Genomic DNA, 26,425 nt, shown 5'->3' with positions numbered 1-26,425 from the left:
CTTCAGCACCCTCATCCTGCTCCGACAACATCGCAGCCTCTGCCTGGTCAGCGCCCGACTACCAGGCTGATCGCGTCGCCTCGCCTCTTCATCTCGTTATCGCTCGGCAGGCCCGATCTCGGCCGCACACAAAAGGATTGCTTCCATGACCATGCTCAAAGACCCTTCGAAGAAGTACCGCGCCTTCCCGACCATCGACCTGCCAGACCGTACCTGGCCGTCGAAGACCATCACCGAAGCGCCGATCTGGTGCAGCTCGGACCTGCGTGATGGCAACCAGTCGCTGATCGAGCCGATGGACTCGGAGAAGAAGCTGCGGTTCTGGAAGACCTTGGTGCAGGTTGGCGTGAAGGAAATCGAAGCCTCGTTCCCGTCCGCCTCGCAGACCGATTTCGACTTCGTGCGCACCTTGATCGAAGATGGCCACATCCCGGATGACACCACCATCCAGGTGCTCACCCAGGCCCGTGAAGACCTGATCGCGCGCACCTTCGAATCGCTGCGCGGGGCCAAGAAGGCCATCGTCCACCTGTACAACGCCACCAGCCCGTCGTTCCGCCGCATCGTCTTCAACCAGGACAAGCAAGGCGTGAAAGACATCGCGGTGAACGCGGCCAAGCTGTTCGTCAAGTACGCCGCCCAGCAGCCGGAAACCCAGTGGACGTTCCAGTACTCGCCGGAAACCTTCAGCGCCACTGAGCTGGATTTCGCCAAGGAAGTCTGCGACGCGGTCATCGAAGTGTGGAACCCGACGCCTGAGCACAAGGTCATCCTCAACCTGCCGGCCACCGTGGAAGTTGCCACGCCGAACATCTACGCCGACCAGATCGAGTGGTTCTGCCGCAACATCAGCCGCCGCGACAGCGTGATCATCAGCCTGCACTGCCACAACGACCGTGGCACCGGCATCGCCGCCACAGAACTGGGCCTGATGGCCGGTGCCGACCGTGCCGAAGGCTGCCTGTTCGGCAATGGCGAGCGTACCGGCAACGTCGACCTGGTGACCCTGGCACTGAACCTCTACACCCAGGGCATCGACCCACAACTGGACTTCTCCGACATCGACGGCGTGCGCAAGGTGGTCGAAGAATGCAACCAGCTGCCGGTTCACCCGCGTCATCCGTATGTCGGTGACCTGGTACACACTGCGTTCTCCGGCTCGCACCAGGACGCCATCCGCAAGGGCTTCGCCAAGCAGCAGGAAGGCGAGCTGTGGGAAGTGCCGTACCTGCCGATCGACCCGGCCGACATCGGCCGCAGCTACGAGGCCGTGATCCGCGTCAACAGCCAGTCGGGCAAAGGCGGCATCACCTACCTGCTCGAGCAGGAGTACGGCATCAGCCTGCCGCGCCGCATGCAGATCGAGTTCAGCCAGGTGGTTCAGGGTGAAACCGACCGCCTTGGCCTGGAAATGACCGCGCAGCAGATCTACAGCCTGCTGCACAAGGAATACCTCCAGGCCAACAGCCCGTACGCACTGGTCAGCCACCGCCTGCAGGAAGAAAACGGCCACAGCGCAGTGGAAGTGGAAGTCGCCGGTGAAGGCGAAACTACCCTGCACTGGCGCGGCAAGGGCAATGGCGCCCTCGAAGCCCTGGTAGCCGGCCTGCCGGTTGCGGTGGAGATCATGGACTACAACGAGCACGCCATCGGTGCCGGCACCAATGCCAAGGCCGCGGCCTACATCGAACTGCGCGTGGCCGGTGGCCGCCCGGTGCACGGCGTGGGTATCGATGAGAACATCACCACGGCCAGCTTCAAGGCACTGTTCAGCGCGCTGAACCGCTCGCTGAGCCAGCAAGAGGCCAAGGCCGCGTAACTTGCCCCCCCAAAAAAGCCCGCATCTTTGATGCGGGCTTTTTTTTACCCTGGATTCACCAGTTGGACTGTCAGCCAGCTTAAACAACAGTTTAAGAAAAATCAGGCCCGTCAGTCAGTATGAGGACTACCCATTTTCACTTTCAACGAAGCGACTGCCATAGGTGCGAGCCCTAACCCTACGGGCACAATACCCGCAAGTATGGCTACAGCACTGCCAAAAGAACTGCTTATCAACCCTGCCAATGGGACAGAAAGCAGCATCGAAACTTTGAAGAGTGCACTGGTAATTCCGGTGACTCTGCCAAGCAAAGCCGCGGGTACCAGCGCCTGTCTCAATGTCCAAGCTGTAATGATCACATAGGCCCCAAAGAAGCCCACGAAAAAGGCTGACACATAGTAAGACTCAACCGTTCCTAGTCCAAGTGGCGACACCCCTGATGCAGCCATTCCAGCACTGCATGTACACACAGCAATGCGGGTATTTAATGCACGCATCATCCTCGGTGCGACTAATCCGGAAAAAATGGAACCCAAAGCATATGAAACCAAAAGGAATGGTGTTTCGCTGATATTGAATACCCCACTGTCCGCAGCACTCAGGAGCACGAAAAAAAGATAAATAGCTGTGAAGGCATTATTGCCCACGACGATATAAACAACATGCACCAGCGGCTTGTTTTGCACAAGCGCCCTATAGCTGGAGATAAAGGAAGTGGGGACAACCGGGGCGATGCGAGGCGGGAGTTCCAAAGAGGAGTAGCGATACAGAAAACTTGAAAGCAAAAAACAAATGGAAGCACCATAAAATACTACCACCGGATTTTTCAACATCAAAAAATATGAGACGGCGACGGGCGATAGGATGAGCGCACAGTGCTCGACGATAAGTAATCCTGCATTCATGCGCGGGAGTAAATCTTTATGGAGGATACGGGGTATCAGGCAAGCACGAAGATTGCTGAGTATATATATCCCGATGGAAATCACACTTAATAGAACAAACGTCTCTAACAACGTCCATCCCCCTCGCCGAATCGCATACAACGCCACATGACAGCATAGCCCCAGCGCGACCAAGAAACCTAAGGCTCGCGAGCGAACTCCATCCACAAGTCTCCCAGCCCAATAACCAAAGGCAACTGGACCTAAATAAACGGTCGCTCTTAGCAGCGCTGAGAAAACTTCATCCCCCGACCCACTTAGCATGCTTAGCGGTACGTAGATAAAAATCACCTGCGCTGCACACGCCTCGACAAAGAAAGCAAGAAGCAGACATGTTATTGCCTTTGATTGATTGTTCATAATTAACTAGTTACACATCAATCAACGAAGCGTAAATCGCGGCCAATCTACCGTCAACCAGCAGATTAGGTTGAATTGTCACCTGACAGTGACAATTTTATCTATGGAAGAGCAAATGTAAAAAAACCATACAGGGCATTGAGTTTTTCACCAAGTGCGACTAAGACTGAATCAGCAACTCATCCACAACAACAAAAAACGGAGTTTGTGATGTCAAGAAAAAAAACTGTAGGAAGTTTCCGAAAACTATTATTCAACGGCAGGCTCGACCTGATTCTGGAGGCCCACAATGGGCTCTCCGCTAGAATAGTCGAGGAGACGGGCTATCCAGCTATTTGGGCGTCGGGACTCGCTATTTCCTCAGCGATGGGGCTTCGCGATTGCAATGAGGCATCATGGAGTCAGGTCATGGAGGTCGCTCAATGCATAGCTGACGCAGTAAATATCCCTGTTCTTTTCGACGGAGATTCAGGCTTCGGGAATTTCAATAATGTAAGGCACATAGTTAAGCGCCTGTCGCACTATGGGATAGCTGGAGTTTCTTTAGAAGACAAACAGTTTCCTAAAATGAACTCGTTCGTCAGCCATGAGCACGCACTTAGTAGCGTGGATGAATTTTGCGGAAAGATTAAAGCTGCGCAGGATTCGAAACGGGACGATGACTTTATTGTTATTGCTCGTACAGAAGCATTGGTAGCCGGAATGAGTGTCCAGGCGGCTTTGAAACGAGCGGAGCAGTACTACGAAGCAGGTGCCGATGGAATTTTTATACACTCCAAAGAGACAGACGGATTCGACATATTGGAATTCAGTAAGTGCTGGGCAGGACGCTGCCCTTTGATAGTTGCCCCAACAACCTATAAAAACGTGTCGACGGAGCTACTACAGGAAGTTGGGGTCTCGGTGTATATATGTGCAAACCAAATGATGCGGGCCTCATTGCTTGCAATGCGAAATGCAGCAGCACAAATTCAGGCAGACAATAGCATCTGCAACATCGACAATAACATCTGTTCGCTCTCCGAAGTATTTCAACTTTTGAACTACGACGAACTAAAGGATGCGGAGCTGATTTATGCTCGACAAGAAAGCTAGCATGCGGGCTGCCTGCCACATGCTCAAAACAATCATGCTTGAATGTAAAGAAGTAAAGCTTAGCAACGGCGAGACACTCTTGGAGCACTCGCTTTGGAGTGCTCACCAAGCATTGACTGAGGGCTGTGCGGAAGAAGTGATTGTCGCAGCGTTGTTCCACGACATTGGCCATTTCCTATGCAACAGTGACCCGGAAATGACTCCATATGAAAAGGACTGCCAGCATGCTGATCTGGGTGCCCAATGGCTAAACCGATGGTTCCCTCAGTCAGTCTGCATCCCCATTCAACTCCATATCGATGCAAAGCGATACTTAATCACCGTTAATGAAAACTACAACGATCAACTGAGTTCGGGATCACTGTCAAGCTTACTTAACCAAGGGGGACGTATGACAAGCGAAGAAATCTTGGCGTTTCAAAACCAGCCATACCACCATGACGCGCTATCCATCCGAAAATTTGATGACACGCCGTATGACAATGGATTCGTGAATGCGTATTCAAGGTATGAAAAAATCATCATGGCCGTAATGAGGTGATGAATGAAAAGGACAATATTGGATGCTCATGTGCATCTGCTCATGTGGAAGCAGCAAGCAGAGCCGGATTGGAACTCAGTGAGCCAGACGCTGAAAGTAGCAAACTTTAATGAACTCGATGCAATCTGCATCACCGAACACATCGAAGCTGATGCTTACGAAAAACTGATGCTGGGTCTATTCTGCAGCAATCGCCTCGGTGGTAGCACGCAGGGAGATGGCTCAGTTATCTGTAACGGTGTCCTTGTGTTACCCGGTGCAGAGCTACATCTCGCGAACAATATGAACATTGGCGTGCATGCTGACCTGGAAACACTGCTGAGTCTTGATCGACGAGCGAGCGCGTATACCCTGGATACGCTTCATGGACTGCTAGAGAAGCGAGGCAGACCTTTTAAACTAGTAGCGCACCATATTTTTTGGCCAGGTAAGACATGCTCAGATCTTGAAGCTTTAAAACGCTGCATAAACGCGATCGAGGTCCCGGCCAAAGACCTCACTAACATACATAAATACTTGACATTAGCATCGACATTAAATCTCGACACTACAGGAGGGTCTGATTCTCACTCATTCATATCCATAGGCGCTTGTAAAACACTTATAAATGAAGATAACACGCACAGTCCACTCACCCTGAAAAAATGGCTGCACAGCCATCACACAACGCACGAACCGGATCGCGACTCATTGCGTTTAACTGCTTTGGCTAGGATCCATCGCCAAACCGACACAGAGAGAAGGGAACCATGAACAACAAAATAACTATTTGCAAAAACAACCTTGAGAGACTCCTTGCCTCGAGAAAGATGACCATGTCACACGTTTGTGATGTGGAGCTCGATGACAAATTCGCTTACTTCGAAAGTATTGAGCAATTGAGAGAGCTTGCTAGCTACTTGGCCTTGCCACTGAGCGATCTTTTTCTAGGTTTTACTATTACCGACTTGGATAATGGCGTAAAAATAGCTAGGCGAGGAACTGGCTTCAAGCGTGAAGAAATCAGAAATGGTACTCATTGCTACACTTATGAGCATTTGGTTACAACCAATCAAGACCCTCGATTAATGGCTCTACGACTGGATGTACGCGCCAACGACTTCCAATGCATGCCTTTGAATGACGGACACTCATCAAAGGAAGTTGTATACGTAACTAAAGGGAGCGTACGGGTTCGGTGGCTGGACTCTGACAATGAGTTTAAAGAAGGGATATTGAACGAGGGCGACTCCATCTTCATTCTCCCCGATGTACCTCACGGGTTTGTCAGCAATGTACCTGGTGAGAAATCAGAAATTATCGCCATCAACTATGGCTAGCATTGAAAACAACAGACCAGGTGGCATAGGATAATTTTCACACTAGCCACCTTCTAGAAAACTAGTCACTGACGCAAGCTCCACCGGCAGGCATCAAGCATGCCGTGCTGCACTCCTTTATCTACTTGAAATTGCAGGTATGCATGCCTTGTGAATTATAGAGGATCAAACCATGACTATCACCGTCGGATTAATTGGCCTAGGTCAAATGGGTCATGCCATATGCCATCGACTTCTAGACACTGGCGTCGAGGTATTAATCCACAACCGCACGTACGAAAAAGCTGAAAAACTGATACACCGAGGGGCACTTTGGAAAAACAACTTGAGAGAGCTCGCAGCTAACGCAAACATTATTCTTGTATGTGTTAGCGGAGAAAGTGCACTACGGGCAATCTATTACTCAGATACTGACGGACTGCTTTATTCGCTCCAAGAAGGAAAAGTCGTAATTGACTTCAGCACCTTATCAGCGGAGTCTGCGGTCAACCTACATGAAGCGTTCGGAAATATCGGTGTGAGTTATATCGAATGCCCGATCTCTGGGGGAGTAATGGGCGCTCTCCAGGGAAAATTATGCTCTATTGTCTCAGGCAATGAACAAGCCTACTCATTGGCACATCCCATACTCATAAAAATCTGCAAAACAATCAACTACGTTAAACAACCTGGAAAGGCACAGCAACTTAAAATCCTCAACAATCTGGCAGAGTCTATCAATCTAGCAGGGGCCCTGGAAGTTATTCATCAAGGGCAGGCGTTGGGCTTGGATCTCGAATCAATGGTGAAGGTATTCACTTCCTGCCGCGGTCGTTCTGCCTACATGCATGTATCGCTGAACTATATTCTCTCAGGGTTGACAACTAGTCATGTGACGCTGGCCGTCCGCTGTAAAGATTTGGAATTGGCGCAATCTCAATTACCAGACCTTAAGGCTTATCCAGCAACAGCGATGGCGATCCAATGCTTCATCGACGCCAGACACGCCTTTGGCGACGACGTTGACCAATGCCAATACTTTTCACTACTCGCTCAACGACGGAGTGTTACATCATGAATCCACGTCAAGATATTATCGTCGAAGACACGACATTACGAGATGGCGAGCAAGCACCTGGCATTTCGTTTGGAAGAGCAACTAAACTAAAGATATTCGATGCCCTTATCGACGCGGGCATACGCTGGATTGAAGGCGGTATATATGCAATGGGCGGCACTGAGAGCCGAACATTAAGTGAGATGCTAGAGCGCACACAGGGAACTGATATTCGACTGGTAGGCTGGAATAGAGGGATACGTGCAGACGTAGAAGCATCACTCGACGCAGGCTACCGATACATACATATCGGGTTACCCACCTCAGAGGTCCACCTGAAGCACAGCATAAACAAATCAAAGGACTGGCTTGTCAGACAGGCATGCGAATTAATAGACTGTGCAAAGCAACGCGATGTATTTGTCTCAATCAGCGCTGAAGATGTTGCCCGCTCAGACTTGTCATTTGTCGTTGATTATGCCGGCCACATCTGCGAAGCGGGAGCCGATAGGTTACGGCTCTCTGACACGATTGGAGTGCTTACGCCTGAACAGTACCACTCCATCATCCGTACAGTGGTATCCGCAGTGGAGATTGATACCCAGTGCCATGCTCATAACGACTTCGGCCTCGGTGTAAGCAATACATTATCCGGTTTGCAGGCAGGCGCAAAATATTTTCATGCCACTGTAAACGGTATTGGTGAACGAGCGGGAATGCCTGACCTGGCGCAAATGGTAATGTCCCTAAAAATTCAATACGGGATTGACCTTGGTGTTAAGCCGGAAAAGCTTCAAACACTCTCTGAGATTGTCGCCAATGCAACTGGCTCTCAAATCAATCCTTGGCAGCCCATCGTGGGCAGCAACATTTTTTCTCACGAGTCAGGTATTCACACAAAAGGTACTCTCAACAACGGCAAGTCATTCGAGCCTTACGACCCAAGCGTGATGGGGCGCGAACGTCACATTATCGTCGGTAAACATTCTGGACGCGCCTCAATAAAATACGCATTGGACCAATTGCAAATCACATGCTCAGATGATGAAGTCCAGCAATTGCTACAATTGGTAAGAGAGGTATCCATGATTAAATCAAGTGCCATAACTCTTACCGATGTGGCCATGCTTTGCTCCACTATAAAGAAAGGAAGGCAACATGGAGTTTAACATCACAGCAAGACTCGATGACCTTCAGAAATTAATACAAAAACGAAAAATGACTTTAGATAATATTCGAGGCCTCTATGATAGAACCATCGACGGCATTACAATTAACTCTACGCAGCTTAAAAATATTGCCCAACATCTTAACGTCACAGCAGCCTATGTGATTGACGAATTAGGCGGCGAGTACGATAAATCTCAAAGCTGCGTTTTCGGCGGACTCATCCGATTCGATCGCCTACGGCACGTGCAGGGTGAGCCTGCCTATTTTTACCGCCACTTACTCAAGACAACTTCAGATAAAAATCTGCTGGTACTCAGGACTACCCCTCTATTCCCATCGGCCGAGAAGGCAATACTAAACGCCGGACATAAGGCTAGAGAATTCGTATACATTCTCTCTGGGACAGTAGGGGTTAAATGGGGAAGTCATCCACATCTTCACAACGAGGTACTAAATGAGGGAGATTCCATTTTCATTGAAGAATGGACTCCTCATTGTTTCTATAAACTTGAACCGGATTCACAAATTCTCGCGATTGACTACCTTTAACTACTGTCACAGTCGCTGAGCCGGGAGAAAGCCAAGTCGACTTAAGCGGTTCCGCGATGAACGAGAAAGTCCGCATATTTGATGCGGGCTTTTTTAACCTATACCGGCCTTTCGCGGGTCAACCCGCTCCCATAGAGACTTCACAGAATTCGAACGCTGTGCAATGCCTGTGAAAGCGGGTTTACCCGCGAAAGGGTCGGCACTGGCAATTCAAAAACGCCGGGCAAAAAAAGGGGCGCCGACCAAGCGCCCCATAAGCCGTAAAGCACACAACAAATTCAGTATCAGTCCAGCAAAGCCATCGCCTCGGCGCTACACGCTTCGATCCGCGCCCAGTCGCCGTTCTTGATCCAGCTGCTGTCGAGCATCCAGGTCCCACCCACGCACATCACGTTAGGCAGCGCCATGTAGTTGCGCACGTTGGCCGGGTTGACGCCACCGGTGGGGCAGAATCGAATATCACCGAACGGGCCACCAAAGGCCTTGATCGCTGCCACGCCACCGCTGATTTCCGCCGGGAACAGCTTGAAGCGGCGATAACCCAAGGCATAACCCATCATGATTTCCGAAGGCGTGCTGATGCCCGGCAACAATGGGATATCGCTGTCGACTCCAGCTTCGAGGATGTCCTGAGTAATCCCCGGGGTAACGACAAAGTGCGCGCCCGCCGCCTCGACTGCGGCAAACATGCCGCGATCGAGCACCGTACCAGCACCGACACACAGTTCCGGACGCTGTTCACGCAGCACCTGGATAGCCTTAAGGCCATACTGTGAGCGCAGGGTTACTTCCAAGGTGCGGATACCACCAGCGGCCAGGGCATCGGCCAGCGGCAAGATATCTTCCTCACGGGCGATAGTGATCACCGGCAGGATGCGCGCCGCCCCACAGATCGCATCGATCCGGGCGGCTTTCTCGGCCATCGAGAGCAGAGGCTGGGGGCGTTCAAGGGTGGTCATGACAGTGGATCCTTTGCTCATGGGCACCAGTAGATGTCCAGGGGGTCGTGAAGAAAGGCGCGAATCGGCATTTCATTGAAGTCGTTGCCCGCCAGCGCGGCGCGCAGGGTAGCGAGTTTGCCCGTGCCCTGCACGGACAGCGCGATGAAAGCGGCGCTGGCCAGCAGCGAACGGGTCAGCGAGAGGCGCTGGTGCGGCACGCTCGGGGCCAGCAACGGCAGGCAACGGCGCTTGCTGTTCAGGTCCAGGCCCTCGGCGAGATTCGGGCTGTTGGGGAACAGCGAAGCCGTATGGCCATCGTCGCCCATGCCCAGTACCAGCACGTCGATAGCCGGCAGATCGGCCAGTGCCTGGTCGGCCTTGGCAGCCGCTGCGTCGAGGTTTTCGGCCTGCTGATACAGGCCGACGAAACGAGCCTTGGCAGCGCCCCCCTGGAACAGATGGCGAGCCAGCAAACCGGCGTTGCTGTCGGCGTGCTCCACCGGCACCCAGCGCTCGTCGGCCAGGCTGACGGTGACCTTCGACCAGTCCAGCGCCTCGGTCGCCAGCTTCTCGAGGAACGGCACCGGGCTGCGGCCACCGGACAACACCAGGCAGGCCTGCCCTTTCGCGGCAATGGCTGCGCGCAAACGGTCGGCCACATCAGCAGCCAATGTTGCCGAGAGCGCGCGGGCATCATTGAGTTGATGCGCCTTGACGGTAGTCGGCAGTTGCAATTCAGATATCCCCATACCACGCCCTCCCATCCCGTGTAATCAGTGCGATCGAGCTCATCGGCCCCCAGGACCCAGCCGCATACGGCTTGGGCGCATCGCCGGCGCTTTGCCAGCCCGCGATCAACTGGTCGCACCACTTCCAGGCATATTCGATTTCATCCTTGCGCACGAACAGGTTCTGGTTGCCGCGCATCACCTCGAGCAGCAGGCGTTCGTAGGCATCCGGAATCCGCGCGGTGCGCCAGGTGTCGGAAAAATTCAATTGCAAGGGGCCGCTGCGCAGTTGCATGCCTTTGTCCAGGCCCTGCTCCTTGGTCATCACACGTAGAGAGATGCCTTCACTCGGCTGCAGGCGGATGATCAGTTTGTTGCCGACCTGCAAACGTTGCTCCGGGGCGAAGATGTAGTGCGGCGTCTCCTTGAAGTGGATGACGATCTGCGACAGCTTCTGCGGCATGCGCTTACCGGTACGCAGGTAGAACGGTACGCCCGACCAGCGCCAGTTACGAATGTCGGCACGCAGGGCGACGAAGGTTTCCGTGTCGCTCTGGGCGTTGGCGTTGTCTTCTTCCAGGTAACCCGGCACCGGCTTGCCGTCGCTGTAGCCGGCAATGTACTGGCCGCGCACCACGCGGGTACTCAAGCCCTCGCCGGTGATCGGCGCAAGGGCTTTGAGCACCTTGACCTTCTCATCGCGGATGCTGTCAGCCGACAGCTCGCTGGGCGGGTCCATGGCAATCAGGCACAACAGCTGCAGCAGGTGATTCTGAATCATGTCGCGCAGCTGCCCGGCCTTGTCGAAATAGCCCCAGCGGCCTTCGATGCCGACCTTCTCGGCCACGGTGATTTCCACGTGGGAGATGGAGTTCTGGTTCCACTGGGTTTCGAACAGGCTGTTGGCGAAGCGCAGGGCGATCAGGTTCTGCACCGTCTCCTTGCCCAGGTAATGGTCGATGCGGTAAACACGGCTTTCCGGGAAGAACCGCGCCACGGCGTCGTTCACCCGGCGCGACGACTCAAGATCGTGCCCGATGGGCTTTTCCAGCACCACACGGGTGCGCGCGGCGAGGCCCGCCTTGTCGAGGTTTTCGCAGATCGCGCCATACACGGCAGCCGCGGTGGCGAAATAGGCAATCAACGGCAGCTCGGCAGGTGCCTGCTCGGCCAGGGCCTGGTAGCCCTCCGGCTGCAGGAAGTCCAGGTGCTGGTAGCTCAGACGCCCCAGAAAACGCCCCAGCGCCGCAGGTTCCAGATCGGCCTCCGCCACATGTTTGCGCAGATGTGCATCGATGGTATTCAGGTGCTCCTGCACGCTGCCAGGCTCGCGGGCCAGCGCCAGCAAGCGAGTATCGGCGTGCAGCAAATTGGCGCGGTCGAGCTGGTAGAGCGCAGGAAACAGCTTGCGCAATGCCAGGTCGCCCAGGGCGCCGAACAGGGCAAAGGTGCAAGGTTCAACACTGATCGCAGCCATGATGTTGGTTCTTTCCTAAAGTTGGCCTAGGAATACCGCTTTCACATACGGTTTTCAAGAGAAAATGTAGTAAAAACCACAACATTACACACAAGTGTTACAGATAAGTGGTGCGCCACCCGTACCGACAGTACGATAGACGACCGTGCAAAAAGCCTGCTGCTTCGCCAGCCGGCTGTCTTCCCGACCCAAGGACACACCCATGGACCGCGTGCGAAACCTCCTGGAGCAGATCCAGGGACGCCTCGACGAGCTGAACAAGGCCGAACGCAAAGTCGCCGAAGTCATCCTGCTCAACCCGCAACAAGCCACCCGTTTCAGCATTGCCGCACTGGCCCAGGCGGCCAAGGTCAGCGAACCGACCGTCAACCGCTTCTGCCGCTCGTTCGGCGTCAGCGGTTACCCCGAGCTCAAGCTGCAGCTGGCGCAAAGCCTCGCCAGTGGTGCGGCCTATGTCAGCCGCGCGGTCGAGGCCGATGACGATCCCGCAGCCTACACCCAGAAGATCTTTGCCAGTGCCATCGCCTCGCTCGACAGCGCCTGCCAGCAGCTTGACCCGCAGCAGGTCAGCCGCGCCGTGGACATGATGATCCAGGCCCGGCAGATCCACTTCTTCGGCCTGGGCGCATCCGCCCCGGTAGCCCTGGACGCCCAGCACAAGTTTTTCCGTTTCAACCTCGCCGTCTCGGCCCACGCCGACGTGCTGATGCAGCGCATGCTGGCTTCGGTGGCCCACACGGGCGACTTGTTCGTGATCATCTCCTACACCGGGCGCACCCGCGAATTGGTGGAGGTGGCGCGCCTGGCCCGGGAAAACGGCGCCTCGGTGCTCGGCCTGACCGCCGCTGGCTCACCCCTGGCCCAAGCGTGCAGCCTGAGCCTGCACATCCCGCTGCCGGAAGACACCGACATCTACATGCCGATGACGTCGCGGATCATCCAGCTGACCGTGCTCGACGTACTCGCCACCGGGATGACCCTGCGCCGCGGCGTGGACTTCCAGCCGCACCTGCGCAAGATCAAGGAAAGCCTCAACGCCAGCCGCTACCCGATCGAGGACGACGAACTCAGCTGAGCCGGTGCGCCTGCAGCCGCAAATGAGCGCGCTGCCCCGGCGCCAGGCTCAAGCCTTCGCCACTGCCGCTGGCCGCCTCGACACAGACGAAACCCTGGCTCTCGCGCCCGCTCACACCCATCAACGGGCGGTTGCCTGGGTGCCACACCACAGTATCGTCGCTGTCACCCGTATCGATACACAGTTCACGCTGCCAGGCGGGGTCCTGCAACTGCACGCGTGGCGTGCCGGGGTAGACCTTCTGGCAGCCGCCCTTGAGCTTCAATGCGCCCTCCTCGCGGCAGGCTTGCCGGCTCAGACGGTCATAGCCTTCGATATCTTCAAGCCCGGACAGCGCTATCTCGGAAACGTCACTGATACGCCAGTAGGCCAGCAGTGCATGGCTCAACTGGCAGGGTTCGCTGTCCTGGTGCTCGGTACTCAGGCTCAGTTCCATGCGGCTGCCCAGGCGGGCATGCAGGTCGACCTGCCAGTCGCACAAGTCCAGCCGCCACTTCAGGCTCACGCCCTCCTCGTCCTCCCGGCTGTCCACCAGCTTCCAGTCCAGCAGGCGCGCCCAGCCATGGGCCGGCCACAGGTCCTCGCTGGGGTGGCGGCCATACCACGGCCAGCACACCGGCACGCCGCCACGGATTGCCCCCACCTGCGGCCACTGTTCGGCGCACCATAGCCATGGCCGCTCGCCGGCCGGCTGGAAGTGCAGCAACTGTGCGCCCTGGCGGCTGAAAACCGCCTGGCAGCAGGGGTGATCGATGATCAGCACATCGCGCTGCTGGTAACGCTCCCACTCGAATGTCGGCCTCGGCCTCTGTACGGAAAAGAAGCGATGTAGCGGATGTTCAGGCATGGTTCCAAGCTCTTGTTGTTTGAGATAGCGCTGTCTCGGCCTATCCCCGACAACCACTGCAAGCCAGTGGATGCCGGGAGCCGTTTTTGGATTGGCGTAAATTTACAACAAATGTGCTCAGAATGACGACTGAATCTTCAACCCTGCGACCAGCGCGTTGTCCACCTCATCCACGCCACCCGGGCTCTTGATGTACTGAAGGTTCGGGCGCACGGTCAGCCAGTTGGTCACATGGAAGCCGTAATAGAGCTCGGCGTTGTACTCGGTACGCTGCAGCGGCACGAAGCCCGGGTTGTCGTAGTCATTGATGCCGCTCTGGGCGTTAAGCTGTTCGGCGCGCTTCTTCACATCATCGTTGACGTGGATGCGGGCGACACCAAAGCCGATATCATCCTTGGGCCGGGAATCGAAGGCACCTTTGTACACCAACCCCACCTGCTGGTAGTTGTCGACCACGTTGGTGGCCTTGTCGTGCACGGTGAAGTTGGCGAACAGGCTGAGACCGCGGCTGACGTCGCCGCCGTGGGCGGTGACCTGCTGCTGCGCAACCACCCACCAGCCGTGCTTGCTGGAGTGTGATTTGAAACCGGCGCCGCTGATCCCTTGCGGGTTGCCATTGACGTCTTCGTAGACGTCTTCGGCGTCAGCCGTGCTGTAGTAATAGCCCAGGCGGTACTCGCCCGGCAGGCCGTTGACCTTGGGCGACCAGACGGCCTCCACCGGCAGGATCGCACCCTTGGTGCCGCTGCCGCTGAGCTTGAAGCCGTTGCCGGTTTCCAGGTTGGAGGGGTTCTGCTCGAACGCGCCGACCTGCACGAAGAACTCCGGCGTGATGTTGTACTTGACCCGCAGCGCCCACTGGCTGACCGGCCAGTTGTACCAGATGCCGCCGACCCAGTTGCCCACCTGCGATCCACAGAAGGCCAGGTTCTGGAAGTCGCAGGGGAAGCTGTTGAAGTCCTCGCCCTCGCCGAAACGGCCGAATTTCACATCCAGGGCACCGTCGAAGTACTTCTGCTTGATCCACATCTGGGTCAGGCGCCAGGTCTGGCCGCGGCCCCACACCTCCTGCACCGAACTGAACTGGCCAGCACGCGGGTCGCTGATGCGATCATTGGAGAGGTTGCGGCCACTGCGCTCGGTGATCGCCAGCTTGAACTCGGCATCGTGCCAGCCAAGGATCTTCTGCAGGTCCAGGTGCGCGCCGAGGGCGAACTGGTCACTGTAGCGTGCGGTCTTGTCGTCGTTGTAGCCGCCATTGAGGTTGCCGGCGACCTCGCCCACATAGTCGAGGGTGAAGTCATAGCCTTTTTCCAGCAGTTCGGTGCGGGTACCGCCCCAGTCGCCGGTCATCCATTTCGATTCGCTGGAGAAGGCCTCGGCGGCCTGCACCCCGCTACTCCCAACCATGGCCAGAAGGGCCAGCGAGCCCAAGGTCCTTATGCGATTGCGCTGTTCCATCCCTTTGCGTCCTCTTTTTCTTATTGATGGTATCGACGATTCAACGGCTCTTGAGGTGAGTCACGTTGCCCTTCAGTGAAGCGTTGGCAGTATTCAAGTCCAGGCGTTCGCCGCTGGCGGCGTCGAACAGCAGCACCCGTGCCGGGTCGAACTGCAGGTTCAGGCTGTCACCGACCCGGCAGGCCACATCCGGCGCCAGGCGGCAGCACACTTTGGTCTGGTTGAGGGTGACGAAGACCAACAGGTCAGGGCCGGTAGGTTCGGTTACCTGCACCTCGGCGCGAATGCCCGGCAGGCCGTTGCCCTCCCCCGTACCCAGGCTGATTTGCTCCGGGCGGATGCCGAGGATGATCTCGCGCCCGTCCAGCTCGTCGCCGGCCACGCCCAACGGCAGCTCGCAACGTGCCTGGCCGCTGTCGAGCAGGGCCAGCAGGCGCCCGTCCTGCCTGGCCAGGCGTACCGGTATGAAGTTCATCGGCGGCGAGCCGATGAAGCTGGCAACGAACTGATTGGCCGGGTCGTTGTAGATCTGCTGCGGGGTACCGAACTGCTGGATGATACCGTCCTTCATCACCGCAACCTTGTCGCCCAGGGTCATGGCCTCGATCTGGTCGTGGGTGACATACACCGTGGTGGTCTTGAGCCGCTGGTGCATCAGTTTCATTTCCGTGCGCATCTCGACGCGCAGCTTGGCGTCGAGGTTGGACAACGGCTCGTCGAACAGGTAGATCTTCGGCCGCCGCGCCAAGGCGCGGCCCATCGCCACCCGCTGCTGCTGGCCACCGGACAACTGCGCCGGCTTGCGTGAAAGCAGGTGTTCGATCTGCAACAGCTTGGCCACACGCGCCACTTCCTCGTCGATGGCAGCCTGCGGCATCTTGCGGATCTTCAGGCCGAACTCGATGTTCTCGCGCACGCTCATGGTCGGGTACAGCGCGTAGGACTGGAACACCATGGCGATATCACGATCCTTGGGGCTCATACCGCTGACATCCTGGTCATCGATGAGAATCGCGCCACCGGTGATGTTCTCAAGGCCTGCGATGCAGTTCATCAAGGTCGACTTACCGCACCCCGAAGGGCCGACCAATATCAGGAACTCGCCGTCTTTGATCGACAGCTGGATGTCCTTGAGCGTATCCGGCAGGCCGCTGCCGTAGGTCTTGTTCACATTACGAAGTTCAAGCGTTGCCATGACTTACCCCTTGACGGCGCCGGCTGTGAGCCCGCGAACGAAATACTTGCCTGCCACCACATAGACCAGCAGGGTTGGCAGGCCGGCGATCATCGCCGCCGCCATGTCGACGTTGTATTCCTTGGCCCCGGTACTGGTATTGACCAGGTTGTTCAGGGCTACGGTGATCGGTTGCGAGTCGCCGCTGGAGAACACCACGCCGAACAGGAAGTCGTTCCAGATCTGGGTGAACTGCCAGATCAGGCAGACCATGATGATCGGTGTCGACATCGGCAGGATGATGCGGCGAAAAATGGTGAAGAACCCGGCACCGTCCAGGCGTGCGGCCTTGACCAGCGCATCGGGAATGCTCACGTAGAAGTTGCGGAAGAACAGCGTGGTGAAGGCCAGGCCGTAGACCACATGCACCAGCACCAGGCCACTGGTGGTGCTGGCCAGGCCCAACTTGCCGAGGGTGAACGAGGCTGGCAGCAGCACGGTCTGGAACGGCAGGAAGCAACCGAACAACAGCAAGCCGAAAAACAGCTGCGACCCGCGGAAGCGCCACATCGACAGCACATAACCGTTGAGCGCACCGATGGTGGTCGAAATCAGCACCGCCGGTACGGTGATCATGATCGAGTTCCAGAAGTACCCGCTGACCGTGCTCCAGGCCTTGACCCAGCCGATGCCGCTGACCACGGTCGGCCAGCTCAGCAGGTTGCCGGTACTGATGTCCTCCGGGGTCTTGAAGCTGGTCAGCAGCATCACCACCAACGGCACCAGGTAAAGCAGCACGGCCATCAGCAATACAGTGTAAATCGCGATGCGGCTGATGCTCGGCACCGCTTTATCGACAGGGCTATGCATGGCGTTTGCTCCGCAGCTCCGAGTACAGGTAAGGCACGAGGATCGCCAGGATCGCCCCGAGCATGAGGATGGCGCTGGCCGAGCCCATGCCCATCTGGCCGCGGCTGAAGGTGAACGAGTACATGAACATCGCCGGCAGGTCGGATGAGTAGCCCGGGCCACCGGCGGTCATTGCGGCCACCAGGTCGAAGCTCTTGATCGCAATGTGCGAGAGGATCATCAGCGAACTGAAGAACACCGGGCGCAGGCTCGGCAGCACGACGGTCCAGTAGATGCGTGGCAGGCTTGCGCCATCCATCTGCGCAGCACGGATGATCGACTGGTCGACCCCGCGCAGGCCGGCCAGGAACATCGCCATGATGAAGCCCGAGGCTTGCCACACGGCAGCGATCACCAGGCAGTACACCACCCGGTCGGGGTCGATCAGCCAGTCCAGGCGAAACCCTTCCCAGCCCCAGTCACGCAACAGCTTGTCCAGGCCCATGCCAGGGTTGAGCAGCCACTTCCAGGCGGTACCGGTGACGATCATCGATAAAGCCATTGGGTACAGGTAGACCGTGCGGATGAAACCTTCGCGGCGGATGCGCTGATCGAGCAGCACCGCCAGCAGTACGCCGATGGCCAGGCTGATACCGATGAACAGCCCGCCGAACACCAGCAGGTTCTTGCTGGCCACCCACCAGCGATCGTTGTCGAACAGCCTGGCGTATTGCGCAAGGCCCGCCCACTTGTAAGTCGGCAGGAAGGTCGAGGTGGTGAAAGACAGGACGAACGTCCACAGGATGTAGCCGTAAAAACCCACCAGGACGATGAACATGCTGGGTGCCAGCACCAGCTTGGGTAGCCAGCGCTGCAGAGCGTCCAGGGGAGAGGCCCGCAGTCGGGCGGTTGCTGTAGTCATGATTCACCTTGAAGGCACTGCCCATCTGCTGTAGGAGCGGCCTTGCGTCGCGAAAGGGCTGCGCAGCAGCCCCAGGGGCTCGAGAACAAAGACAGACCGTCGAACCTGGCTTGCAGGCCTGGGGACCGCTTCGCGGTCCTTTCGCGACACAAGGCCGCTCCTACAAGAGCGATCGTGCCTGCCTTGAGCTTGGTTACTTGGCCGATCTGATCGCCGCCGCCAGCTTCTTCGCAGCATCGGCAGGGTCGGCCTTGGGGTCGTTGATGTAGTTGGTCACCACATCGAAGAAGGCGCCTTGCACGGCCAGCGTGGTGGCCATGTTGTGCGCCATGCTCGGCTGCAGGCCTCCGGTTTTGGCGTCGGCCATGAAGTCCTTGGCAGAAGTCTGGGCGCAAGCGTCGAAGCCGTAGGTGCCCATGTCCGCGAGCATGTCGTTACGCACGGGAATGGAGCCTTTGTTGATGCTGAAGACCTTCTGGAAGTCCTGGCCAAGCACCTTCTTGGCGATGTCCTGCTGGCCAGCGGCCGTGCCCTCGTCGTTCTGCTTGAACACCACCAGTGAGTCGATGTTGTACAGGAAAGCCTTGTCGGTACCAGGGAACGCGACGCACTGATAGTCCTTGCCGGCGGTCTTCTTGGCCAGGGTCCACTCGCTTTTGGCCCAGTCACCCATGATCTGCATGCCGGCCTTGCCATTGATGACTTTGGCCGCTTCCAGGTTCCAGTCCTGGCCTTTGCCGTCGGGGTCCATGTAGGTGGCGACCTTCTTCAGCTCGGTCAGCGACTTGACCATCTGCGGCCCGGTCAGCGTGGCTTCATCGAGGTCGACCAGCGCTTTCTTGTAACCGTCCGCCCCCATCACCGACAGCACCACACTCTCGAACACCGTGCTGTCCTGCCATGGCTGGCCGCCATGGGCGAGCGGGATGAAGCCGGCGGCCTTGAGCTTGTCGGCGGCGGCGTAGAATTCGTCGAGGGTGGTCGGCGCCTTGTCGATGCCGGCCTTCTTGAACACTTCGGGGTTGATCCACAGCCAGTTGATGCGATGGATGTTCACCGGCACGGCCACGTAGTCACCTTCGTACTTGACGGTGTCGGCGACCTTCTTGTCGAGCAGCGAGTCCCACTTTTCTTGCTTGGCCACATCCTTGAGCACATCCGGGTCCAGCAGGCCGGTGGCAGCCCAGTCCTGGATGTCCGGCCCCTTGATCTGGGCAACGCCGGGCGGGTTGCCGGCCACGGCGCGGCTCTTGAGCACGGTCATGGCCGTGGCGCCACCACCGCCGGCAACCGCACCATCCTTCCAGGTGAAGCCATCCTTCTCGACCTGGGCCTTGAGCACATCGACTGCCGCTTTTTCACCACCGGATGTCCACCAGTGAACCACTTCGACACTGCCTTTGGTGTCGGCGGCGAGAGCACTGAGCGGGAACAGGGAGGCGAAGGAAATCGCGGCAGCGAGGCGGAGAGTCGAATTCATCGGAGTACCTTTCTTGTTGTTATGCCGGGCAAGTCGAGCGCTTGCATTGCATGGAGTCTAATCAGAGTGCCCGCTGCGTCAGGTAACGAAGCGATGCGTGAATGTCATCGTTTGGTTACATTGCGCGCCAGTGCGCTCGCCAGGCTGGGTGCCAGGGGCAGCGTTGGCAGCAGTACAGCCTGGTAGGCGTGATAAAGGTCTGGCTTGCCTGCCCAGATCGTCGCCGCTGGCTGGTTGTCCGGGCCGAGTTCGTGGTGCCAGCTTCCGGCTGCGCGGTCGATGAAATGAGTGTCGATGAACGTCCAGAAGCGCCGGTACCATTGCTCGTACTGCTGCTCGCCGGTTCGCCGCAGCAGCGCTGCGGCACTGGCGCACGCTTCGGCATGCACCCAGTGCAGGCGCTCGCGCACCCTGGGCTGATTGTCCCAGCCCAAGGTGTAGACGATGCCCTCGGCACCATCGACGCTCCAGGCATGCTGACAGGCATTGGCGAACAGGCCCCGCGCGCAGGCCAGCAGCCATGCCGGGGCAGGAAGCCCGGCCTGACGCCGCGCAGCCTCAAGGTGCAGGACCAGACGGGACCACTCGAACGCATGGCCAGGCGTTGTGCCGTATGGGCGGAAGTGATCTGCGGGATTGTCCCGGTTGTATTCGGGCAGCGGTTGCCAGTGCACATCGAAATGTTCGATCACTCGGTAGTCACTGGCGCCAGCATGGCCGTGAATGATGCGCTCGACGATACGCAGGGCGCGCTCCAGCCAAAGTACATCGCCCGTCACATCGGCCAGGGCGAGGAAGGCCTCAGTGGCGTGCATGTTGCTGTTGGCACCACGATAGGCTTCAGGCTGCTGCCAGTCGCTGGAGAAGGACTCGCGCATCGCACCCTCTTGCTCACTCCAGAAACGCTCCTCGATGACCCGTATCGCCTGCGCCAGCAACCCCTGTGCTCCCGCAGCGCCCGCCACGACGGCAGAGCTGGCGGCAAGCGCGACGAAGGCATGCAGGTAAGCCGCCTTGCCGTTGTCGCCCTGGCCGTACGGGCGGGCGAACCAACCGCCGTACCCGGCGTCGCGCAAAGGCCCGCACAAGGCCTGCACACCGTGCTGCACCAATGCCAGGCAGCCTGGCGCGCCCTGAAGGTGGGCCAGGGCGAAGCTGTGGGTCATGCGTGCGGTGTTCATGGTTTCGGCGACAGCCGTAGGGGGCAATTTGCCGCGGGCGTCGAGATTGCCGAAACCTTCGGCGGCTTGCGAGGCCTTGGCGAAAGAGAGCAGCCGCTGGCCCTCGCTTGTGAGCCAGGCGGTATGTTCCGGGGAATCGATGTAGTCCATGCGCCCGTTTCTTCCCTGTATGAGGTTTGCAGATTCTAGCCAGCCGTCCTGGCTGGGATGTCACGAAGGCTTGCGGTTATGTCACCGGTCGGTGACATTCCTTCACTCAACGCCACGCGGCAGATAAAGGGTCACGCGCAACCCACCCTCGCGCAAATTGAGCAAGCTCACCTCACCCCCATGGCTATGGGCAATGTTGCGGGCGATCCCCAGCCCCAAGCCATACCCTTGCTGCTGCCCGGCGAGCCTGAAGTGCGGCTCGAACACCTGCTCAAGCTGCTGCTGTGGCACACCCGGCCCGTGGTCATCCACCTGCAGGACAAAGCCCTGTGCGCTGTCGATGATGCGCAGGCGGGCCCGCTCGCCGTACTTGATGGCATTGTCTATCAGGTTGCCGATGCAGCGGCGCAAGGCCAGCGGCTTGCCGGGGTACGGCGCCAGGGCCTGGCCTTCGACGGTGATGCGGCCATCCCCCAGATACGGCTCGGCGAGAATCTCCAGGACCTGGTTGAGGTCGACCGGCTCGATGTTCTCGTGGATGTCAGTGTCTTTCACGCATTGCAAGGCGCCTTTGACCAACAGCTCCAGCTCATCCAGATCCTGGCTGAACTTGGCCTGCAGGCGCTCATCTTCCAGCAGTTCGACGCGCAGCCGCAGCCGGGTGATGGGCGTGCGCAGGTCGTGGGAAATGGCGCTGAACAACTGGCTGCGCTCGGTGAGGTAGCGGCTGATGCGTTCACGCATGCTATTGAACGCACGCCCCACCTCGACCACCTCGCTGCCACCGCCCTCGGGCACTGGCGCCACATCGGCGCCCAGCGACAGGTCCCGCGCGGCCCGCGCCAGGCGCTTGAGCGGCCAGCTCTGCCAGTGCACCAGCAGGCCGATGAACAGCAGCAGCAAGGCGGTGGTCAGGACGATGAAGCCGATCTGCTGGCGTGGCAGGCGCTCGGCTTCAAGGCTGGTGTAGGGCTCAGGCAGCAACGAGGCGATGTACAGCCACTCGTCTTGGCCCAGGCGAATCTGCGTGACCAGTACAGGCGGATTGAGTGGTTCCAGGGTCAGCGAGTAATGCGCCCAGGAACGCGGCAGCTCATCGAGCTTCAGGCCGCTGTTGAAGATGCGCAGGTCATCGGGGGCGACGAACTCGACGGAAACTTCCATCTGCGCGCCCAGCCGCTCATGCAGTACCTGCTGGAACACATCGATCACCGCCTGCTTGCGCGGTGTTATGGGCAATACCGGCATGTCCAGCGGCTTGTCGTTGAGCGACACGAAAAAACGCGTACCACCCATGCTGCGCAACTGGTCCAATACCATCGGCCGATAAGCCACCGGCAAGGAACGGAAATAACTGACGCTGGCACTCATCGAATGGGCCAGGCTGCCGGCACTGGCGCGCAAGCCCTGAAGCTGGCTGGCACGTAACTGCGCGACCCAGATGACGCTGGACAAACCTTGAGCCAACAACACCACCAGCAAGGTCAACAGCAGCATGCGCCCCAGCAGCGAGCGCGGCACCAGGCGCCAGCGCCGCTCAGGAAGCACAGCAGACATGCGCAGCCAGCAGGTAGCCACTGCCGCGCACAGTGCGGATCAGCCGTGGCGGTTTGTCGGTGTCGCGCAGACGCTGGCGCAGGCGGCTGACCGCCATGTCGACGATACGGTCCAGCGGCATCGGCTCGCGGCCACGGGTAGCATTGCCGATGGTATCGCGGTCGAGGATCTGCTGAGGGTGATCGAGAAACAGCTTGAGCAGGGCGAAATCGGCACCGGAAAGGATCACCTCTTCGCCATCGCGGTGGAACAGGCGATGGCTGACCGTGTCCAGGCGCCAGTCGTCGAAGGCCAGTACCGCTGTGGCTGGCGCGGCCTGGCCGAATTCCGCGCGACGCAGCAGGGCCTTGATTCGCGCCTGCAGTTCCCGCGGGCTGAACGGTTTGCCCAGATAATCGTCCGCACCAAGCTCAAGGCCGATGACCCGGTCGGCCTCGTCGGAGCTGGCGGTCAGCATGATGATCGGCACCCGCGATTGACGCGGGTGCTGGCGCACCCAGCGACACAGGCTGAAGCCGTCCTCGTCGGGCAGCATCACATCGAGAATGACCAGATCGCAGTGAGTGTTTTCCAGCGCGTGGCGAAAACCCTGGCCATCGGCTTGGGCATGCACCTGGAAGCCGGCGCGACTCAGATAGGTTTGCAACAGCTCGCGGATTTCCTGATCGTCGTCGACCATCAGGATCGATTTTCCGGCAGTGCTCAAGGTATCCCGCCCTCTTGTTGTCACAGGTCTTTTGCCTGCTGTGAGGGCCGCAAAGCGGCCCCCTATCAATGATCCAGAGCCTGCTGTAATGCCACGCCGGCGCCCAGCAGTCCAGAAAACTCTGCCGTCACCAGCCACACCGGCACACCGGCGAAGTAACCGCTCATGCAGCCCTTGTCGGCAAAACTTGCAGCGAACCCGCTACGCATGAACAGTTCGGCAAACCGCGGGATGACGCCGCCAACAATATAAACACCACCGCGCGCACCCAGGGTCAGAACATTGTTGCCTGCCACGCGCCCCAGGAAGCGGCAGAACTGTTCGACCACCGCCAATGCCCGTGGCTCACCACTCAGGGCGGCATCGGTAATTTCTGCGGGGGTCTTGTGCCGTACCGTATCACCGTCCAGCGCACAGATGGCCTGGTACAAACGCACGAGGCCGCCACCGCTGAGCACGGTTTCAGCGCTGACATGGCCAATCTGCCCATGAATCTGCTGATGGATCGCCGCTTCGCGGGCATTGCCCACCGGCAGGTCGACATGCCCTCCCTCACCGGGCAGCGCCAGCCAATGCTGCTCACCGAGGCGCAGCAGGCTGCCGACGCCAAGGCCGGTACCTGGGCCGATCACCAGTGCAGGTCGCGCCGGGTCGGCCTGGCCGGGGCAGACCTGGCGCACCTCGTCCCCTTGCAGGCGGGTCATACCCAAGGCCATCGCCGTGAAGTCATTGATCAGCAGCAGCTGTTCGACCTGCAACGTCTTGCAGAATGCGCTGCGGCTCAGCCGCCAATGATTGTTGGTGAAGCGGAATTCATCACCGTCGACCGGCCCGGCCACTGCCAGGCACACCGCCGACAGCCCGCCACGCTCGATACCCTGGCTCTGCAGGTAGGCCTCGATGGCCTGCTCCGGGCTGGTGTAGTCAGCGGTGGCGAAGACCTTCACCTGATGCAGCTGGTTGTCACGCCACAACGCAAAACGGGCATTGGTGCCACCGATGTCGCCAACCAGCAGGTCCTTCATTTGAGGTTCTCCAGGGCCGAGGTAAAGGCGCTGGCGCCCTGCTCGGCCGAGCTGAACGCCATGCGCATGAAGCCGAACAGCTCGCGCCCACAGCCCAGGTCGTTGCCCTGTGGCGCAGGTGGCAGGTCGCGGCGGGCCAGTTCCTCGGCCGACACCTTGAGCTGCAGCGTGCCTTCGACACCATCGACCCGCACGATATCACCATCGCGCACCCGCGCCAGCGGTCCGCCATCAAAGGCTTCAGGGCAGACATGGATTGCGGCCGGGATCTTGCCCGATGCACCTGACATGCGCCCATCGGTGACCAGTGCCACTTTATAGCCGCGGTCCTGCAGCACACCGAGGAACGGCGTCAGCTTGTGCAGCTCCGGCATGCCGTTGCAACGTGGCCCCTGGAAACGCACCACGGCCACGAAGTCGCGCTCCAGTTCGCCGGCCTTGAACGCATCGGCCAGCGACTGCTGGTCCTGGAAAACCCGGGCCGGGGCCTCGACGACCTGATGTTCAGGGGCCACCGCGGACACTTTCATCACGCCACGCCCAAGGTTGCCTTCCATCACCCGCAAGCCGCCTTCGGCCGAGAACGGCCGCGCCACCGGGCGCAGGATGGTCTCGTCCAGGCTCTGCTGCGGGCCTTCGCGCCAGACCAGCTTGCCGTTGTCGAGGAACGGTTCCTGCGTGTAGCGGCGCAACCCGTGGCCGGCGACGGTGTTGACATCCTCGTGTAGCAAGCCGGCATCGAGCAGCTCACGGATCAGGAAGGACATGCCACCGGCGGCCTGGAAGTGATTGATGTCGGCCTTGCCATTGGGGTAAACGTGGGACAGGGTCGGCACCACCTCGGACAGGTCGGCCATGTCCTGCCAGGTGAGCTGGATGCCTGCCGCCTGGGCGATCGCCGGCATGTGCAGGGTGTGGTTGGTCGACCCCCCGGTGGCATGCAGGGCGACGATGGAGTTGACCAGCGATTTCTCGTCGACGATCTCGCCCAGCGGCATGAAGCTGCCACTGGCCTTGGTCATGCGTGTCACTTGCTGTGCGGCCTCGGCGGTCAGCGCGTCGCGAAGCGGGGTGTATGGGTTGACGAACGAGGCCCCCGGCAGGTGCAGGCCCATCACTTCCATCACCAGCTGGTTGGTGTTGGCAGTGCCGTAGAAGGTGCAGGTGCCCGGGCTGTGGTAGGACTTCATCTCCGACTCCAGCAGTTCCTCACGGCTGGCCTTGCCCTCGGCATAGCGCTGGCGCACATCGGCTTTCTGCTTGTTGGAGATGCCGGAAACCATTGGCCCGCCCGGTACGAAAATGGTGGGCAGGTGACCGAAGCGCAGCGCGCCCATCATCAAACCGGGGACGATCTTGTCGCAGATACCCAGCATCAGCGCAGCGTCGAACATGTTGTGCGACAGCGCCACCGCAGTAGACATGGCGATCACTTCACGGCTGGCGATGGCCAGCTCCATGCCAGGCTCACCCTGGGTCACGCCATCGCACATGGCCGGCACACCGCCAGCGAACTGGCCGACGGAGCCAACTTCGCGCAGTGCCTTCTTGATCTGCTCGGGGAAATGCACATACGGCTGGTGCGCCGAGAGCATGTCGTTGTAGGCCGAGACGATGGCCACATTCGCGGCATTCATCAGGCGCAGGCTCTGCTTGTCGTCGGCGCCACACCCGGCCACGCCATGGGCGAAGTTGGCGCACTGCAGGCTGGCCCGCATGGGTCCGTCGCTGGCCGCGCCGCGAATCAGCTGCAGGTAGCGTTCACGGGTGGCACGGCTGCGTTCGGTCAGCCGTTGGGTGACCTCAAGGATGCGCGGGTGCATGTACTGGACTCCAGGCTAGCGGTAAGGGCGGTTTACCGGGCATTTCCCCTCCAAACGATTGCGGCCTAGGCTCCTGTGTAAGAGACCCTGCGCATCGAGGCGGCGGCTTGCCCGACCACTCGTTGTATATTTAAACAAAATACTGCCAGTAAAAAGGCTTGTTTTCTATCGCTGAGTGAATAATCTTGTAATTCCA

24 protein-coding genes are annotated in these 26,425 nt (G+C 58.6%); 9 read left to right on the top strand and 15 right to left on the bottom strand.

The features are described 5' to 3' along the window. Positions 1 to 145 precede the first annotated feature (145 nt). Positions 146 to 1,819, top strand: coding sequence for a 2-isopropylmalate synthase (gene leuA / locus IWW33_RS16460; protein ID WP_115273975.1), 1,674 nt, complete (start codon positions 146 to 148; stop codon positions 1,817 to 1,819). A 110-nt stretch (positions 1,820 to 1,929) separates the two neighbouring features. Here the strand turns inward: leuA and IWW33_RS16455 are convergent, their stop codons facing one another. Next, complete coding sequence (locus IWW33_RS16455) at positions 1,930 to 3,123, bottom strand: MFS transporter (protein WP_174141542.1); 1,194 nt, start codon at positions 3,121 to 3,123, stop codon at positions 1,930 to 1,932. A gap of 210 nt (positions 3,124 to 3,333) precedes the next feature. Here IWW33_RS16455 and aepX point away from each other — a divergent pair, with 210 nt between their 5' ends. The 7 genes from aepX (at position 3,334) to IWW33_RS16420 (ending at position 8,833) form a co-directional block, all read left to right on the top strand. Further along, on the top strand, positions 3,334 to 4,218 hold the full coding sequence (gene aepX, locus IWW33_RS16450; RefSeq protein WP_161872947.1) for a phosphoenolpyruvate mutase: 885 nt from the start codon (positions 3,334 to 3,336) through the stop codon (positions 4,216 to 4,218). Then, the gene (locus IWW33_RS16445; RefSeq protein WP_125924463.1) at positions 4,199 to 4,759 is read left to right on the top strand and encodes an HD domain-containing protein; all 561 of its coding nucleotides are present in this window, start codon (positions 4,199 to 4,201) and stop codon (positions 4,757 to 4,759) included. The genes aepX and IWW33_RS16445 overlap by 20 nt, the downstream gene beginning before the upstream one ends. A gap of 3 nt (positions 4,760 to 4,762) precedes the next feature. Then, positions 4,763 to 5,512 carry a PHP-associated domain-containing protein gene (locus tag IWW33_RS16440; RefSeq protein WP_125924462.1) on the top strand — a complete coding sequence of 250 codons (750 nt, stop codon included), beginning with the start codon at positions 4,763 to 4,765 and terminating at the stop codon, positions 5,510 to 5,512. Continuing rightward, positions 5,509 to 6,078 carry a cupin domain-containing protein gene (locus tag IWW33_RS16435; RefSeq protein ID WP_125924461.1) on the top strand — a complete coding sequence of 190 codons (570 nt, stop codon included), beginning with the start codon at positions 5,509 to 5,511 and terminating at the stop codon, positions 6,076 to 6,078. The genes IWW33_RS16440 and IWW33_RS16435 overlap by 4 nt, the downstream gene beginning before the upstream one ends. 172 nt (positions 6,079 to 6,250) lie before the next feature. Further along, entirely contained in the window at positions 6,251 to 7,135 is an 885-nt protein-coding gene (locus IWW33_RS16430) for an NAD(P)-dependent oxidoreductase (protein WP_174141543.1), read from the top strand. Beyond that, entirely contained in the window at positions 7,132 to 8,283 is a 1,152-nt protein-coding gene (locus tag IWW33_RS16425) for a hypothetical protein (protein WP_125924459.1), read from the top strand. The genes IWW33_RS16430 and IWW33_RS16425 overlap by 4 nt, the downstream gene beginning before the upstream one ends. Then, positions 8,273 to 8,833, top strand: a complete 561-nt coding sequence (locus IWW33_RS16420) for a cupin domain-containing protein (RefSeq protein ID WP_161871655.1) — start codon at positions 8,273 to 8,275, stop codon at positions 8,831 to 8,833. Before IWW33_RS16425 ends, IWW33_RS16420 begins: the two co-directional genes overlap by 11 nt. 284 nt (positions 8,834 to 9,117) lie before the next feature. On the opposite strand, the gene IWW33_RS16415 is transcribed toward IWW33_RS16420, so the two are convergent. From IWW33_RS16415 to zwf, 3 genes are read right to left on the bottom strand one after another with little or no spacing between them, the layout of a single operon-like run. Beyond that, positions 9,118 to 9,792: a bifunctional 4-hydroxy-2-oxoglutarate aldolase/2-dehydro-3-deoxy-phosphogluconate aldolase gene (locus IWW33_RS16415; RefSeq protein WP_174141544.1), complete on the bottom strand. Its 675-nt coding sequence runs from the start codon at positions 9,790 to 9,792 to the stop codon at positions 9,118 to 9,120. A 17-nt stretch (positions 9,793 to 9,809) separates the two neighbouring features. Next, a complete protein-coding gene (gene pgl / locus IWW33_RS16410; protein ID WP_174141545.1) occupies positions 9,810 to 10,523 on the bottom strand; it encodes a 6-phosphogluconolactonase in 714 nt (237 codons plus the stop codon). Beyond that, on the bottom strand, positions 10,510 to 11,979 hold the full coding sequence (gene zwf, locus IWW33_RS16405) for a glucose-6-phosphate dehydrogenase (protein ID WP_119687711.1): 1,470 nt from the start codon (positions 11,977 to 11,979) through the stop codon (positions 10,510 to 10,512). Before zwf ends, pgl begins: the two co-directional genes overlap by 14 nt. A gap of 211 nt (positions 11,980 to 12,190) precedes the next feature. Between zwf and hexR the strand changes: the two genes are divergently transcribed. Further along, positions 12,191 to 13,054: a DNA-binding transcriptional regulator HexR gene (gene hexR, locus IWW33_RS16400; protein ID WP_174141604.1), complete on the top strand. Its 864-nt coding sequence runs from the start codon at positions 12,191 to 12,193 to the stop codon at positions 13,052 to 13,054. Here hexR and IWW33_RS16395 read toward each other — a convergent pair. The 11 genes from IWW33_RS16395 to edd form a co-directional block, all read right to left on the bottom strand. Then, positions 13,047 to 13,901, bottom strand: a complete 855-nt coding sequence (locus IWW33_RS16395) for a D-hexose-6-phosphate mutarotase (protein WP_115273973.1) — start codon at positions 13,899 to 13,901, stop codon at positions 13,047 to 13,049. The genes hexR and IWW33_RS16395 overlap by 8 nt on opposite strands. Positions 13,902 to 14,018: 117 nt before the next feature. Beyond that, entirely contained in the window at positions 14,019 to 15,311 is a 1,293-nt protein-coding gene (locus IWW33_RS16390; RefSeq protein WP_231386443.1) for a carbohydrate porin, read from the bottom strand. Between the two features lie 91 nt (positions 15,312 to 15,402). Next, a complete protein-coding gene (ugpC, locus tag IWW33_RS16385; RefSeq protein ID WP_119687713.1) occupies positions 15,403 to 16,557 on the bottom strand; it encodes a sn-glycerol-3-phosphate ABC transporter ATP-binding protein UgpC in 1,155 nt (384 codons plus the stop codon). Positions 16,558 to 16,560: 3 nt separating this feature from the next. After that, positions 16,561 to 17,406 (bottom strand): carbohydrate ABC transporter permease, encoded by an 846-nt coding sequence (locus IWW33_RS16380; RefSeq protein WP_115273970.1) that lies wholly within the window; start codon positions 17,404 to 17,406, stop codon positions 16,561 to 16,563. Further along, positions 17,399 to 18,307, bottom strand: a complete 909-nt coding sequence (locus tag IWW33_RS16375; RefSeq protein ID WP_012316021.1) for a sugar ABC transporter permease — start codon at positions 18,305 to 18,307, stop codon at positions 17,399 to 17,401. Before IWW33_RS16375 ends, IWW33_RS16380 begins: the two co-directional genes overlap by 8 nt. Positions 18,308 to 18,500: 193 nt before the next feature. Beyond that, the gene (locus IWW33_RS16370) at positions 18,501 to 19,787 is read right to left on the bottom strand and encodes an ABC transporter substrate-binding protein (RefSeq protein ID WP_046784411.1); all 1,287 of its coding nucleotides are present in this window, start codon (positions 19,785 to 19,787) and stop codon (positions 18,501 to 18,503) included. 104 nt (positions 19,788 to 19,891) lie between these two features. After that, entirely contained in the window at positions 19,892 to 21,118 is a 1,227-nt protein-coding gene (locus tag IWW33_RS16365) for an AGE family epimerase/isomerase (protein ID WP_115273969.1), read from the bottom strand. Positions 21,119 to 21,220: 102 nt separating this feature from the next. Further along, the gene (locus IWW33_RS16360; protein ID WP_046784413.1) at positions 21,221 to 22,675 is read right to left on the bottom strand and encodes an ATP-binding protein; all 1,455 of its coding nucleotides are present in this window, start codon (positions 22,673 to 22,675) and stop codon (positions 21,221 to 21,223) included. Beyond that, the gene (gene gltR / locus IWW33_RS16355; protein ID WP_119687716.1) at positions 22,656 to 23,381 is read right to left on the bottom strand and encodes a two-component system response regulator GltR; all 726 of its coding nucleotides are present in this window, start codon (positions 23,379 to 23,381) and stop codon (positions 22,656 to 22,658) included. The genes IWW33_RS16360 and gltR overlap by 20 nt, the downstream gene beginning before the upstream one ends. A gap of 65 nt (positions 23,382 to 23,446) precedes the next feature. After that, complete coding sequence (locus IWW33_RS16350; RefSeq protein ID WP_161871658.1) at positions 23,447 to 24,406, bottom strand: glucokinase; 960 nt, start codon at positions 24,404 to 24,406, stop codon at positions 23,447 to 23,449. Then, positions 24,403 to 26,229: a phosphogluconate dehydratase gene (edd, locus tag IWW33_RS16345; protein ID WP_046784416.1), complete on the bottom strand. Its 1,827-nt coding sequence runs from the start codon at positions 26,227 to 26,229 to the stop codon at positions 24,403 to 24,405. Before edd ends, IWW33_RS16350 begins: the two co-directional genes overlap by 4 nt. Positions 26,230 to 26,425 lie beyond the last annotated feature (196 nt).

The sequence above is a fragment of the Pseudomonas sp. M2 genome, assembly GCF_015751845.1.
Classification (GTDB): Bacteria; Pseudomonadota; Gammaproteobacteria; order Pseudomonadales; family Pseudomonadaceae; genus Aquipseudomonas; species Aquipseudomonas putida_E.
The sequence above is the reverse complement of the archived record's forward strand: the minus strand, read 5'-3'. Positions and strand labels throughout refer to the sequence as shown.

What these genes read in the sequence shown, in the direction of transcription:
- leuA (WP_115273975.1), top strand. Translation starts at nt 146, where the DNA reads ATGACCATGCTCAAAGACCCTTCGAAGAAGTACCGCGCCTTCCCGACC.
- IWW33_RS16455 (WP_174141542.1), bottom strand. Translation starts at nt 3,123, where the DNA reads ATGAACAATCAATCAAAGGCAATAACATGTCTGCTTCTTGCTTTCTTT.
- aepX (WP_161872947.1), top strand. Translation starts at nt 3,334, where the DNA reads ATGTCAAGAAAAAAAACTGTAGGAAGTTTCCGAAAACTATTATTCAAC.
- IWW33_RS16445 (WP_125924463.1), top strand. Translation starts at nt 4,199, where the DNA reads ATGCTCGACAAGAAAGCTAGCATGCGGGCTGCCTGCCACATGCTCAAA.
- IWW33_RS16440 (WP_125924462.1), top strand. Translation starts at nt 4,763, where the DNA reads ATGAAAAGGACAATATTGGATGCTCATGTGCATCTGCTCATGTGGAAG.
- IWW33_RS16435 (WP_125924461.1), top strand. Translation starts at nt 5,509, where the DNA reads ATGAACAACAAAATAACTATTTGCAAAAACAACCTTGAGAGACTCCTT.
- IWW33_RS16430 (WP_174141543.1), top strand. Translation starts at nt 6,251, where the DNA reads ATGACTATCACCGTCGGATTAATTGGCCTAGGTCAAATGGGTCATGCC.
- IWW33_RS16425 (WP_125924459.1), top strand. Translation starts at nt 7,132, where the DNA reads ATGAATCCACGTCAAGATATTATCGTCGAAGACACGACATTACGAGAT.
- IWW33_RS16420 (WP_161871655.1), top strand. Translation starts at nt 8,273, where the DNA reads ATGGAGTTTAACATCACAGCAAGACTCGATGACCTTCAGAAATTAATA.
- IWW33_RS16415 (WP_174141544.1), bottom strand. Translation starts at nt 9,792, where the DNA reads ATGACCACCCTTGAACGCCCCCAGCCTCTGCTCTCGATGGCCGAGAAA.
- pgl (WP_174141545.1), bottom strand. Translation starts at nt 10,523, where the DNA reads ATGGGGATATCTGAATTGCAACTGCCGACTACCGTCAAGGCGCATCAA.
- zwf (WP_119687711.1), bottom strand. Translation starts at nt 11,979, where the DNA reads ATGGCTGCGATCAGTGTTGAACCTTGCACCTTTGCCCTGTTCGGCGCC.
- IWW33_RS16395 (WP_115273973.1), bottom strand. Translation starts at nt 13,901, where the DNA reads ATGCCTGAACATCCGCTACATCGCTTCTTTTCCGTACAGAGGCCGAGG.
- IWW33_RS16390 (WP_231386443.1), bottom strand. Translation starts at nt 15,311, where the DNA reads ATGGTTGGGAGTAGCGGGGTGCAGGCCGCCGAGGCCTTCTCCAGCGAA.
- ugpC (WP_119687713.1), bottom strand. Translation starts at nt 16,557, where the DNA reads ATGGCAACGCTTGAACTTCGTAATGTGAACAAGACCTACGGCAGCGGC.
- IWW33_RS16380 (WP_115273970.1), bottom strand. Translation starts at nt 17,406, where the DNA reads ATGCATAGCCCTGTCGATAAAGCGGTGCCGAGCATCAGCCGCATCGCG.
- IWW33_RS16375 (WP_012316021.1), bottom strand. Translation starts at nt 18,307, where the DNA reads ATGACTACAGCAACCGCCCGACTGCGGGCCTCTCCCCTGGACGCTCTG.
- IWW33_RS16370 (WP_046784411.1), bottom strand. Translation starts at nt 19,787, where the DNA reads ATGAATTCGACTCTCCGCCTCGCTGCCGCGATTTCCTTCGCCTCCCTG.
- IWW33_RS16365 (WP_115273969.1), bottom strand. Translation starts at nt 21,118, where the DNA reads ATGGACTACATCGATTCCCCGGAACATACCGCCTGGCTCACAAGCGAG.
- IWW33_RS16360 (WP_046784413.1), bottom strand. Translation starts at nt 22,675, where the DNA reads ATGTCTGCTGTGCTTCCTGAGCGGCGCTGGCGCCTGGTGCCGCGCTCG.
- IWW33_RS16350 (WP_161871658.1), bottom strand. Translation starts at nt 24,406, where the DNA reads ATGAAGGACCTGCTGGTTGGCGACATCGGTGGCACCAATGCCCGTTTT.
- edd (WP_046784416.1), bottom strand. Translation starts at nt 26,229, where the DNA reads ATGCACCCGCGCATCCTTGAGGTCACCCAACGGCTGACCGAACGCAGC.